Raw genomic sequence first — 13470 nt, forward strand, 5'->3', positions numbered from 1 at the left:
CGCCAAATTTTAGTTAAATTCGAGTTCTACCTGATCTTTGCCAAGTAGCTGTTTCAATTCGTCTAACAATGTATCACTTGGGGTTACACGCCACTGCGTACCAAGAGTGAGTCGCACTCTCGCCTCTGCGCGTTGGTAGTATACATTGACAGGTATAGTCCCTGCTCGGTGAGGCTCTAAGATCTGACTAAAGCGCTCAAAAAACTGGCTGTCTATCTGTGATTGTTCAATCGATATCGACAAGCCACGGGCATATTTTTCACGCGCACTGCCCAAGTCCATGACTTCGCGCGCCGACATTTTAAGGCCACCATTGAAGTCATCAAAGCTGACCTGTCCAGAAATCACTAAAATTCTATCTTTTTCTAACAGCTCTGCATACCGCTCTAACGCATCAGAGAATAACATCACTTCCATACGTCCTGAACGATCATCTAACGTCATGATACCAATCCGCGTACCACGCTTGGTGGTCATCACTTTAGCTGCAATCACTAACCCCGCTAAAGTGACGGATTGATCGCGTCGCGTTGGCGTGGCATCTTTTAGTCGACAACTGGTGTACTTCGCAAGTTCCTTAATATGTGCGTTTATTGGATGCCCGGTCAAATAAAGGCCCAATGTATCGCGCTCACCTTCAAGCCAAACTTTCTCAGGCCACTCGGGGACTTGCGTATATTTATGTTCTACTTCTTCTGGCGCATCAGTCAATACACCAAACATATCAACCTGACCAAAGGCTTCAGCTTGGTGGAATTGGCTGGCCGCTTTCACAGCATCATTTAATGAGGCCATCATTGCAGCACGGTGTGGGCCTAAACGATCCAAAGCACCCGCATAAATAAGCTTTTCAATCACACGCTTATTGACTTTTTTCAAATCAATTCTGGCGCAAAAATCAAACAAATCTTTAAAATAGCCGCCTGCTGTGCGCGCTTCTAAAATCGCTTCAATCGGCCCTTCACCCACACCTTTGATCGCGCCAATACCATAGACAATCGCGCCATTTTCATCGACGTTAAAGCGGTACAAGCCGGCGTTAATATCCGGTGGTAACACTTTAAGATTCATGCGTAAACATTCATCCACTAAGCCAACCACCTTTTCGGTGTTGTCCATGTCGGCCGTCATTACTGCCGCCATAAATTCGGCTGGGTAGTGGGTTTTTAACCATAAGGTTTGATAAGAAACCAGAGCATAAGCCGCAGAGTGCGATTTGTTAAACCCGTAACCGGCGAATTTTTCTACTAAGTCGAAGATTTTCATCGACAATTCGCCATCCACGCCGTTTTTTATCGAACCCTCTTCAAAAATCGCCCGCTGCTTGGCCATCTCTTCTGGCTTTTTCTTACCCATCGCTCGGCGCAGCATATCCGCACCGCCTAGTGTGTATCCGGCTAGGACTTGGGCGATCTGCATCACTTGCTCTTGGTACAAGATGATGCCGTAGGTTGGGTCTAGAATTTCTTTTAATGACTCATGTTGCCATTTTTCATCTGGGTAGGAGATCGCCTCTCGGCCATGTTTACGGTCGATAAAGTTATCCACCATACCCGATTGCAAAGGCCCAGGGCGAAACAGAGCCACTAGTGCAATGATATCTTCGAAGCAGTCTGGCTGGAGACGTTTGATCAGATCTTTCATGCCGCGCGATTCTAACTGGAATACCGCCGTGGTTTCAGAATTTTGCAATACACGAAATGAAACTGGGTCTTCTAACGGGATAGCTTCAATACGAACGGGCTCTTTGCCTTCTCGTTGTAAGCGCGGGTTAATCAGCCCTAGTGCCCAATCGATAATGGTTAAGGTACGTAGACCTAAGAAGTCAAACTTGACTAAGCCTGCGGTTTCAACATCGTTCTTATCAAATTGAGTAACGGGGAAATGCCCTTCAGCATCCGCATAAATCGGCGAAAAGTCGGTAATTGTGGTTGGGGAGATCACCACCCCACCCGCATGCTTACCGGCGTTACGCGTACACCCTTCTAGAATTCGGCACTTATCAATCAGCTCTTTGACGTCTTCGTCATTGTTGTACAGCTCAGGTAACGCGGGTTCAGCCTTAAACGCCTTTTCGAGTGTCATTCCTGGATCTAGTGGAATAAGCTTTGAAATGCGGTCGACAAATCCAAACGGATGACCAAGCACGCGTCCCACGTCACGAATGACCGCTTTGGCAGCCATAGTACCAAAGGTGATGATCTGTGATACCGCATCACGACCATACATTTCAGCAACGTGATCAATAACTTGGTCACGTTTATCCATACAGAAATCGACGTCAAAATCGGGCATTGAGACCCGTTCTGGGTTCAAGAAACGTTCGAAAAGTAAATCATATTGTAGTGGATCTAAATCGGTAATTTTGAGCGCGTAAGCCACCAATGAACCCGCACCCGATCCGCGCCCCGGTCCCACCGGAATATCGTTATCTTTTGACCACTGGATGAACTCCATCACAATCAAGAAATAACCGGGGAATCCCATGTTATTAATTACTTCGAGTTCAATTTGCAGCCGTTCATCATATTCAGGGCGACGTTGTGCGCGAACCTCAGGATCGGGGAACAGAAATTCAAGACGCTCTTCAAGGCCTTCTTGTGATTTCATCACCAAGTATTCGGTTTCTTTCATTCCTTCCGTTGGGAAGGCGGGCAAGAAATATTCCCCCAAACGGACGGTAACATTACACCGTTTGGCAATCTCAACACTGTTTTGCAGCGCTTCAGGAATGTCGGCAAACAGCTCACACATTTCCGCTTCGGAGCGCAAATATTGCTGTGGGCTGTAATTTTTTGGCCGACGAGGATCTTCCATGGTGTAGCCATCATGAATCGCTACTCGAATTTCATGCGCTTCAAAAAACTCTTCGCTGAGAAACACCACTTCATTGGTTGCAACGACGGGCAGATCGTTATTTTCAGCTAATTCTAGAGCAAAGTGCAGATAGCTCTCTTCGTCGGCTCGCCCTGTGCGAGTCAATTCAAGGTAAAAACGATCGACAAAATGAGTTTGATAAAACTCGACACATTTATCGACTAACGCCTGATTACCTTTAAGCAGTGCTTTGCCTATTTCACCACTTTTTCCACCCGAAAGCACAATCAAGCCTTCGGCATATTTCACTAGCCACGCTTTATCAATCACAGGTAGGTGTTGCACATGACCGCGTAGATAAGCATCGGAGATCAGTAAGGTCAGATTTTTGTAACCAACATTATCACTCGCTAGAACCGTCAGCTTGGTGAGCTCATCACCAAACTCCTCGGATTGCATGACAAAATCTGCACCGATAATCGGCTTTACCCCACAGTTATGAGCGGTACCATAAAATTTGACCAAACCACATAAGTTCGTGAAGTCGGTCAACGCTACGGCAGGCATCCCGATCTCGGCCACTTTTTTCACAAGCGGTGGCACTTTGGACAAGCCATCGATCATAGAAAAGTCGCTGTGGACACGAAGGTGGACAAACTTTGGTTCTGGCATGCAATAAAATCCTAGATGCTAGGTTTGGTACAAGATTTGGCGGTTATTCTACGCGAATCTGCTCGTGGCTGACACCCGCAATTAGTCAATTCCCAGCACGCGTTTCACTGGCTTAAAGCTTTTACGGTGCTCTGCGATGACGCCATGTTGTTCGATCGCGGCAAAATGCGCTTTAGTTGGATAGCCCTTATGTTGAGCAAAGCCAAATTGTGGGTACAATTTATCGAGCGCTTCCATCTCTTTATCGCGTACCACTTTAGCAATGATTGAGGCGGCGCTGATTTGCGCCACACGCATATCACCCTTGACGACTGCGATACCATGCATCGGTAATTGTGGGACACGGTTGCCATCAATTAAAGCCAAATCAGGTTGAATCGCTAGACCTGCAATCGCGCGTTGCATCGCCACCATCGTCGCTTGAAGAATATTAAGCTCATCAATTTCAGCTGGTGAACAGCGGCCAACAGACCAAGCGAGCGCCTTTTGTTGAATTTCAGGAAAAAGCGCTAGGCGTTTTTTTTCTGATAACTTTTTCGAGTCTGCTAAACCTTCAATCGGATTATTCGGATCCAAGATTACTGCGGCAGTCACTACGTCGCCCACTAATGGACCTCGACCAACTTCATCCACTCCTGCAATCAAAACATAGCCCTTAGGGTATTCAAAAGGAGTCAGTGTTTGTTCTGCCATCTTGTCTATTTTCCTCTCGTTATTTTTCAATCGCTCTTAATCGTTAATGGTTAATCAAGCTTAAAACCGCTTTGGCAGCTTGTTGATCGGCGCCTTTGCGGATCCAGTGATGCATTTCAGTAAAACGTTCAATTAAAGAGGAATTATCACGGCTAAGCATGCTATCGACCGCAGGAAACAGATGTTGCGGGTCGCATTCATCAAGAATGAACTCAGGAACCAGTTCTTCTCCGGCTAAAATATTGGGCAGTGAAACAAATTCGGTTATCGCAAGCTTCTGAACCAACCATCCGGTAAGCCAGTTCACTTTGTATCCCACCACCATCGGCCGTTTGAGCAACATGCATTCCAGTGCGACTGTGCCAGAGGCAAGCAGCACAGCATCTGCAGCCGTGATGACATTACGCGCGGTGTCTTCAATAATAACAAAATCGAGCTCTGGGGCGATCTCCTGCCAAATGGTTTCAAACTGCTGTTTACGTTTGGGATTGACGGCAGCTACCACAAAACCAATATCAGGGTATTTCTGTTTGATTTGTCGACATGTTTCAATAAATGGCTTGGCAATTAAACCGACTTCTCCCCCTCGGCTACCGGGTAGCACAGCCAGCCACTGTTTATCTGTCTCTAATTTCAACAGTTCACGAGCGGCAATTTTATCGGGTTGCAGTGGAATGGCATCGGCCAGTGTATGGCCGACAAATTCGCACGCAACCTGATACTTGTCGTAAAACGCTTTTTCAAACGGAAGAAATGCCAACACTAGATCGGTCGCCGCATCGATTTTAAAAATACGTTTGGGACGCCATGCCCATACAGATGGGCTCACGTAGTGGACGGTTTTGATGCCCACTTTTTTGAGATCAAGCTCTAGTCGTAAATTAAAATCTGGTGCATCAATACCAACAAACACATCCGGCGGATTGGCTTTAAAATACTTCACCAACTGCGCTTTAACTTTCAGTAAACGCGGTAAGCGGCCAAGCACCTCAACCAGACCCATCACGGCTAGCTCTTCCATATCAAATAAAGATTCACAACCTTGAGCAATCATCTTAGGGCCACCAATACCGACAAATTGTGCATTGGGGTATTGCTGCTTGATGGCTTGAATGAAGCCTTCTCCTAATGTATCGCCAGAAAGCTCTCCGGCAACAATACCGATTCTTAGGGGATTTTCATGTGAGTGCATATCGTTTCCTAACAGAATCCGCTCAGCCGTTATGCGGCGTCAAAAAGACAAAAGATCGCTAAACAAGTAGCGATCTTCGGATATTAATCAAAACTCAGTGGCGAACTAACGAATAATGCCACGCTCAGTTTTTTCTAGTAAATCAGTAAAACGCTGAATCGATGGGTACTCTTTCGCCATCTCAACCAATATAGGTAAGACCTCTGCTTGCGTTTTACCTGATCGGTAAATCTCTTTATACGCTTTTTGTAGCGCGCGAATTTCGGCTTTTTCAAAACCATTTCGCTTCAAACCAACAAGGTTAAGGCCAAATGGTGAAGCATGGTTACCTTGTGCTAACACGTAAGCAGGGACATCTTGCACCACTGCAGAACAACCACCGATATAGGCATAAGCACCAACACTACAAAAAGGATGAATCGCCGACAACGCCATAACACCAGCATAGTCACCGACCGTCACATGGCCGCCAAGAATTGCGTTGTTACCAATGTGCGTATGATTACCAACAATCACATCGTGCGCAATATGGGCATTCACACACAATAGGTTGTCGTTGCCAACAACTGTTTGCGTTTTATCTTGCATAGTACCACGGTGAATTTGCACCGCTTCACGAATAACATTGCGATCACCAATGACAACTCGCGTATCTTCACCACCATACTTCTTATCTTGGTTCTCTTCGCCAATGACGGCGTGAGGGAAAATACGGTTATCTTCACCAATGACGGTGTTTCCTTTGATGACCACATGCGACATCACTTCCGTACCTTGGCCAATGCTTACCCCAGAGGTGATGTAAGTAAATGGACCAACAGTGACGTTAGCTCCGATGATAGCGCCATCTTCAACCACCGCACTTGGGTGGATTTGTGCAGTTTCATGAATCATATTAAAACTCTCTACGAGCACATTTCATTTCAGCTGAACACACAACCTCACCATCAACTTTCGCTACGCCATTAAACAACGCAATACCACGACGCTCTTTAATGAACTGCACTTCGATGATCAGTTGGTCGCCAGGGCCTACAGGTTTACGAAACTTCGCATTATCAATACTAGCAAAGTAATACAATTCGTTATCTTTCGGTGCACCAAAGGTTTTGAATGCTAATAGGCCCGTTGCTTGTGCCATTGCTTCTAAAATCAGTACACCTGGAAAAATAGGTAACTGCGGAAAATGACCAGTGAACTGAGGTTCATTAACTGACACATTTTTCAAGCCAACAAGGTATTTGCCTTCTTCAAAGTCAATTACACGGTCAATCAACAGAAATGGGTAACGGTGAGGAAGCAGCCTCTGAATTTCAGTGATGTGCATCGTTTTCGTTTCAGTCGTCAAAGTCATATTCCTATACAGTAAAACTTTCAAAAATTATTTGGCATTATAGACGAAAAAGACTCGCAATTGGCGAGCCTAATCGGGAAAAAGTAGAATTAGGATTCCGCTTCCTGCTCTAAGTACTTTTCAAGTGCTTTAAGTCGCTTGTGCATATCTTCGATACGGTGAACGCGAGCGGCAGTTTTACGCCATTCTTTGTTCGGTTGCAACGGAATACCAGAAGAGAACATGCCTTTCTCGGTGATGCTACGCATCACCATCCCCATGCCAGTAATAGTGACCCCATCGACAATCTCGATATGGCCATTGATCACCGCACCGCCACCAATAATGCAATATTTACCTATGTGGGTGCTGCCAGCAATGATGGTACCGCCAGCAATTGCAGTGCCATAGCCAATACAGACGTTATGTGCTATCTGTAATTGGTTATCGAGAATGACGTTATCTTCAATAATCGTGTCATCTAATGCGCCACGATCAATTGTCGTGCAGGCACCGATTTCAACTCGATTACCGATCCGGACTGTGCCAATTTGCGGAATTTTAATCCACTCACCTTTCTCATTGGCATAGCCAAAACCATCAGAACCAATCACGGCACCTGACTGAATAAGGCACGCCGAGCCAATTTCCACTTCGTGGTAAACGCTGACATTTGCCCACAACTGGGTGTTAGCGCCAATTTTGGCGTTTTTACCGATGAAACAGCCGGCACCAATGGAGACGTTATCGCCCAGTTGCACGCCCGTCTCAATGACCGCGTTTGCACCAATAGAAACGTTCTGCCCTAGCTGGGCATCCGGTGCAACAACCGCAGAAGAGCTGATATCACTCGCAGGTCGCGGTGTCGTGTCCAGCGCTTGCGCCACCTTTGCAAAAGCAACGTATGGATCAGCGACGACCAATACATTGGTTGTACACAATTCACGTTCACTAGCCTTGACCATAATCACCGTTGCGCGGCATTGACCAAGGTGTTTGTTATATTTGGGATTAGAGAGGAAAGTTACGTAACCTTCCTGCGCCTTATCCATAGGTGCGACAGCGGAAACTGTCGCAGAGCCATCACCAAACAGCTCTCCCCCGGTGATGGTTGCCAATTCGGCTAAAGTCAGTTTTGCCATAATAATATTATTTTAGTTGTTTAATTACTTTCTCTGATAGGTTGTAGTCCGGCTTACCATATTGCATAGCTTGCACGTCAACAACGATGTCATAACCTTCTTTTTCCGCAACTTTCTTCACAGCGTCTTGAATCACCATGAAGAGTTTTTGCTTCTCTTCACTCTCACGACGCGCTGAGGCTTGCTCTAACGCTTGCGCTTTGATTTTGTACTTGCTGTCTAATTGACCAATTTCAATACGCAGCTTCTCGATCTCATCTTGACCTAGCAGTTCGCCATCACGTTTAAGTTTTTCAATTTTGGTTTTTGCTTCAGCTTGAATTGACTGTAGCTCTGCCCCTTTATCTTTAAACTCTTCTTGTAATTTTTGCAGCACAACTTCTCGTTGAGGTAATGCTTGGAATACTTGCGCGGTATTAATGTAACCTACTTTCTGCGCCGCCTCAGCGGCTTGCGCAAAAAATGATGAACTCAGTACAACTAGGCCCAATCCTGCCGCTTGAATCGCTTTTTTCAAAATACTTTCCTCTAATTAGAATGTTCTGCCGATCGTGAAAGTGAAGAACTCTTCATTATCACCTTCATAAATTTTAATAGGTTTGGCAATTGAAAATACCAATGGCCCCATAGGTGACATCCACTGTAGTGCCGCACCATAAGAGGAACGGTAATTCATTGGATCTGAGTAATCGTAATAATACTGATCACCATAACCGAGTTTCCCATCTTTGTAATCGAACTCTGTATCCCAAACGCTGGCCATATCGAAGAAGATGCTGGTGCGAATTTGGCTACGAGTTTCATCAGAGGCAAATGGCGTCGGTACAATCAGTTCTACACTGGCTAGCGCGACCGCGTTACCACCGACAGAGTCATCTGTTGCGCTATAGCAGCGGTTGTTGCCACCATTATTGCCATTACATCCTGTCGCATCGTTATAAATCGCTTTCGGTCCAGCCGAGTTAGATCCAAAACCACGCAAAGTGGTAAAGCCACCTGCATAATAGTTTTCATAGAATGGGAACAAGTTATCGTTACCATCCGTTTTCCCGTAACCATTACCATACCCTAAGCGTCCTCTTAGCAAGAGTGAAAACTCATGTTTTTTGGTTAATGGGAAATACTGGCGAACATCGTACTGCGCTTTGAAATACTTTACGTCTGAACCCGGCACGGTCATCTTGTAGAAAGCGCGTTGGTGATTCCCCGCCGTTGGGAAAATGGTTCGGTTTAAATTATTGCGCGTCCATGAGATGTTGACGTCAAAGTCATTGGTGATCAAACTGCCATCATCGCTACGATTACTCGCTTGAGACTGTAAGAACTGACTAACTTGTACATACTCATCGATATTACCGATCTTGTTGTGCGTGTAACCGATACCGAGGTCAAAACGGTTTAATTCGTCAAATGGGAAACCCCACGTTAAACTTGTGCCGTAGCTTTCATTGGTATAATCAACAATACCAGCTTCAGAAGCCTCAAACTGGTTATAGAAAATCTTACCACCCAAACTGACACCATCAAGGTTCCAGTAGGGATCACGGTAATCTAAACTGATGTTCTTTTGATAGTCGTTCATCATGGCATTGATGCCAACTCGATTACCTGAACCAATGAAGTTGTCTTGTTGTAAACCAACCTGAAAACTCACGCCTGATTCTGTACCATAACCGACACCAAAGTTAACACTACCTGAGTTGGCCTCTTTCACGTTGTACACCAGATCGACTTGGTCTTCACTACCAGGTACACGTACGGTTTGCACATCCACTGTTTCAAAGAAGCCAAGACGGTTCAAACGGCTCTTACCCGTATCAATCGCTTTAGAGCTCAGCCAACTGCCTTCCATTTGACGCATTTCGCGGCGCAAAACTTCATCTTTGGTTGAGTTATTACCGACAAAGCGAATATCACGGACATAGATACGCTTACCCGCTTCCACATGAACAACCAAGGAAACTTCTTGCGTTTCATCATTAAATTCTGGGATGGTTCGAACTTGAGGATAAGCATAGCCAGCTTCACCCAATACTCGTTTTACATCTTCTTCAAGCTTGGTCACCAGTGAGCCGTTATAGGTTTCCTCGGCTTCAAACGGGATCAAAGCGGTAAATTCAGCCTCTTTGCCAATCAGCTCTCCGCGGAATTTAACGTCTTTGATTTTATAAGGCTGACCTTCGCTAATGCCTAAAGTGATATAAACGCCTTTTTTATCAGGAGAAATAGCAACTTGCGTGGAATCGACTTGAAACTTTAAGTAGCCACGGTCGAGGTAGAAAGAGCGCAAAGCTTCAATATCAGCGGCTAAGACCTGCTTTTGGTATTTATCATCAGAGAGGAAATTCCACCACGCCACATCGACATTCAAATTGAAGCGTGACAGTAAATCTTGGTCACTAAACACTTCATTGCCAATAAAGTTGATTTGCTGGATTTTCGCAGAAACCCCTTCACTGAACACAAATTTAAGGTCAGCACGGTTGCGAGGTAAAGGTGTCACCACCGCTTTTACGGTCGCGTTGTACTTACCCACGCTGTAGTAAAAATCTTCCAACCCCTTTTCAATGTTGCTCAAGGTCGTACGATCAAGCGCCTCACCGATGCGGATATTGGATGCATCAAGATTCTGCTGCAACTGCTCTTCTTTGATCGCTTTATTTCCAGAGAAGGAAACACTTGCAATGGTTGGACGTTCTTTAACCTGAACGATCAGAACGTTGTTGTCTCGTAATACTTTGATGTCTTCAAAGTTGCCCGAAGTGTAAAGTGCTTTGATAATATCCGCGACATCTTGTGCATCAACGGTATCGCCAATTCGAACGGGCATTTTAAGCAATGCGGCGCCGAGCGCAACGCGTTGAAGCCCTTCAATTTGAATATCCTGCACTACGAAATTCTCGGCACTATGTGCTGAGAGGCTGGTTGCCAATAGTGTCGCGAAAAGGATCTGTTTCATTGCCATATTTATTCTTGTTATTCCTTGCTACAACTTCTGCCTAATGGTTACAAATCACAGGCGACTAAAATCATTAAATATTGCCACAGCCATCAAAGAAAAGATGATCGCCCCACCAATTCGGTATCCCATTTCTTGAATCTTCTCTGGGACAGGACGACGAATAACGGCTTCAATTGCAAAAAACAGTAAGTGTCCGCCATCTAACATTGGCAGTGGTACTAGATTGATAATGCCTAAGTTGACACTAATCAGAGCCAGAAAACCCAAGAAATAGACCAAACCATAGTCAGCGGTAGTTCCAGCTCCTTTGGCAATCGAAATTGGCCCACTCAGATTATTCAACCCCACATCACCGACCACCAGTTTTTTCAACATACTGACGGTTAGGTTGATCACTTGCTGTGTTTTTTCAACCGCTTTTCCGACTGATTCAAATACACCATATTGCAGCTCAAATCGATAACTTTCCGGCCATTCTGCGACTTTAGGAGCGATTCCCGCAAAACCTATCGTTTTGCCTTGCGGTAACTCACGAACGTCAGGCGTAAGCTCGATAGTCAAGCGTTGTTCATCACGCACAACAACCAATGAAACTGGCTGATTGGGATGGCTTTGTATCAACTCCACAACTTGCTGCCAATGGTTTATCTTCGCACCGTTGGCTTCGATCAAGGTGTCGCCAACTTCTAACCCGGCCTTCTCTCCGGCGCTGCCTTGAGAAACATTGGTTAGCGTCAGCGATATTTCAGGAACAAATGGTTTAAAACCCAACGCTCCCATAGCAGACTCTGTTTCTGGGTTAAAGTTCCAAGAACGGATATCTAATGTTTTGATTTCATCCACACCAATTTCATTATTGGTTCCGACGGTGAGCGTTAATTGTTCATCACCAATATGGCTAATCAGCCCCATATTGACCGATTCCCAATCTAAGGTATTCACTCCTGAGACTGCTTTGATCTGCATTCCTGACTCTAAACCCGCTTGAGCGGCGATCGATTGCGGAGCAATTTCGCCAATCACAGGTTTTACCGCTGGAACACCAATTAAGAACACGAGCCAATAGGCAAAAATGGCGAAGAAAAAGTTAAAAGCAGGCCCAGCACTCACGACAGCGACACGTTTCCACAATGGTTTTTGGTCAAAAGCTAAGGGTTTTAATTCAGCTGGAACATCATCAACACGGCTATCGAGCATTTTAACGTAGCCGCCGAGAGGAATAATTGATAGGTTGTACTCGGTGCCATCTTTGGCTACTCGGCTCCAAAGTGATTTACCAAAGCCAATGGAAAATTTTTCGACTTTAATTCCGCAGCGACGTGCTACCCAAAAATGACCAAATTCATGCACAGCAACCAATATACCTAACGCAATGATGAAAGAGACGAAATTCCACAAAATACCACTCATAATAAATGCTCTTGTATGATTTGCTGGGCAATAGTGCGCGCCATTCTATCGAGCTCTAACAAGCTTTCCAAGTCATAGCAATGTAACTGAGTATGTGCTGCACACACTTTTGACAATACACGTTCATTAACTTGTGCGATATCGGTAAAACGAATTTGCTTATTTAAAAAAGCTTCAACGGCTATTTCGTTGGCTGCATTTAAAGAGGTGGTGGCATGTTGCCCTTGATAGCAAGCATCAATCGCCAATCCCAAACAAGGATAACGCTCGTAATCCACATCCATAAAACTCAAATTACTTAATTTGGTAAAATCCAGTGCCGGAACACCCGCAGTAATGCGTTCTGGATAAGAGAGAGTTAGAGCAATTGGCGTGGACATATCGGGTTCCCCCATTTGCGCAAGCACCGAACCATCGCGGTACTGCACCATAGAGTGAATCACCGACTGTGGGTGGATTAACACTTTTAATTGCTGTTTCGATGCATTAAACAGCCACTTAGCTTCAATATATTCCAAACCTTTGTTCATCATGGTAGCGGAATCAACCGAAATTTTCGGCCCCATCGACCAGTTAGGATGAGCAATCGCTTGCTGTGGTGAAACATCAGCTAACGAGGATAAATCACTATAGCGAAAAGGGCCGCCAGAACCCGTGAGCAGAATATGTTGCACACCATGTTCTTGTAAATCACAGCGACCCAAAGAGCCTTGTATTTCAGGGGGTAAGCATTGAAAAATCGCGTTATGTTCGCTATCGACAGGGAGCAATTCAGCACCGTGTTTTTCGACCGCATCAATAAACAATTGGCCAGACATCACCAAGGCTTCTTTGTTTGCCAGTAAAACACGCTTGCCCGCCTTTACCGCGGCCATGGTTGGTAACAAACCTGCTGCACCAACAATCGCCGCCATCACCGTATCCACCTCATCTAATGCGGCGACGTGGCACATGGCGTCTTCACCAAATAATACGGTTGTTTTTAAGTTCAGTGACTGCAATTGAGCTAAAAGCTCATCCGCCGCCTTTTGGTTTGCCATTACCGCATAAACTGGCTGCCAACGCTGACATAGCTCACGCATTTTATTGACATTATTTCCCGCGGCTAAAGCCACAACGGAAAAGTGTTCGGGATTTTGAGCCACGACTTTTAATGTGCTTGCCCCAATTGAACCTGTGGCCCCGAGAATCGTTAACTTACGCATAGCAACAACCGTGAATTAAGATTGGGGTAAGACAGCTTAACCCA

At 45.4% G+C, this 13470-nt stretch carries 10 protein-coding genes; all 10 read right to left on the minus strand.

Annotation, left to right across the window (positions count from 1 at the left end):
- Window positions 1–9: 9 nt before the first annotated feature.
- The 10 genes from dnaE to ispC all read right to left on the minus strand — a co-directional run bounded on the left by dnaE (window position 10) and on the right by ispC (window position 13426).
- Complete coding sequence (gene dnaE / locus AACV12_RS04800) at window positions 10–3489, minus strand: DNA polymerase III subunit alpha (protein ID WP_170899986.1); 3480 nt, start codon at window positions 3487–3489, stop codon at window positions 10–12.
- A gap of 81 nt (window positions 3490–3570) precedes the next feature.
- Entirely contained in the window at window positions 3571–4182 is a 612-nt protein-coding gene (rnhB, locus tag AACV12_RS04805) for a ribonuclease HII (protein WP_026027914.1), read from the minus strand.
- Between the two features lie 43 nt (window positions 4183–4225).
- Complete coding sequence (gene lpxB, locus AACV12_RS04810) at window positions 4226–5374, minus strand: lipid-A-disaccharide synthase (protein ID WP_170899987.1); 1149 nt, start codon at window positions 5372–5374, stop codon at window positions 4226–4228.
- A 105-nt stretch (window positions 5375–5479) separates the two neighbouring features.
- On the minus strand, window positions 5480–6268 hold the full coding sequence (gene lpxA, locus AACV12_RS04815; protein WP_064625809.1) for an acyl-ACP--UDP-N-acetylglucosamine O-acyltransferase: 789 nt from the start codon (window positions 6266–6268) through the stop codon (window positions 5480–5482).
- A gap of 1 nt (window position 6269) precedes the next feature.
- Window positions 6270–6701, minus strand: coding sequence for a 3-hydroxyacyl-ACP dehydratase FabZ (fabZ, locus tag AACV12_RS04820; RefSeq protein ID WP_026027636.1), 432 nt, complete (start codon window positions 6699–6701; stop codon window positions 6270–6272).
- A 116-nt stretch (window positions 6702–6817) separates the two neighbouring features.
- Entirely contained in the window at window positions 6818–7849 is a 1032-nt protein-coding gene (lpxD, locus tag AACV12_RS04825; protein ID WP_017046602.1) for a UDP-3-O-(3-hydroxymyristoyl)glucosamine N-acyltransferase, read from the minus strand.
- A 7-nt stretch (window positions 7850–7856) separates the two neighbouring features.
- Window positions 7857–8366 (minus strand): OmpH family outer membrane protein, encoded by a 510-nt coding sequence (locus AACV12_RS04830; RefSeq protein WP_013856212.1) that lies wholly within the window; start codon window positions 8364–8366, stop codon window positions 7857–7859.
- 15 nt (window positions 8367–8381) lie between these two features.
- Window positions 8382–10814, minus strand: a complete 2433-nt coding sequence (gene bamA, locus AACV12_RS04835; RefSeq protein ID WP_017046601.1) for an outer membrane protein assembly factor BamA — start codon at window positions 10812–10814, stop codon at window positions 8382–8384.
- A 48-nt stretch (window positions 10815–10862) separates the two neighbouring features.
- Complete coding sequence (rseP, locus tag AACV12_RS04840) at window positions 10863–12221, minus strand: sigma E protease regulator RseP (protein ID WP_013856210.1); 1359 nt, start codon at window positions 12219–12221, stop codon at window positions 10863–10865.
- The gene (ispC, locus tag AACV12_RS04845; protein ID WP_088732790.1) at window positions 12218–13426 is read right to left on the minus strand and encodes a 1-deoxy-D-xylulose-5-phosphate reductoisomerase; all 1209 of its coding nucleotides are present in this window, start codon (window positions 13424–13426) and stop codon (window positions 12218–12220) included. Before ispC ends, rseP begins: the two co-directional genes overlap by 4 nt.
- Window positions 13427–13470 lie beyond the last annotated feature (44 nt).

Source organism: Vibrio sp. 2-2(8) (genome assembly GCF_963888495.1).
GTDB lineage: Bacteria > Pseudomonadota > Gammaproteobacteria > Enterobacterales > Vibrionaceae > Vibrio > Vibrio anguillarum.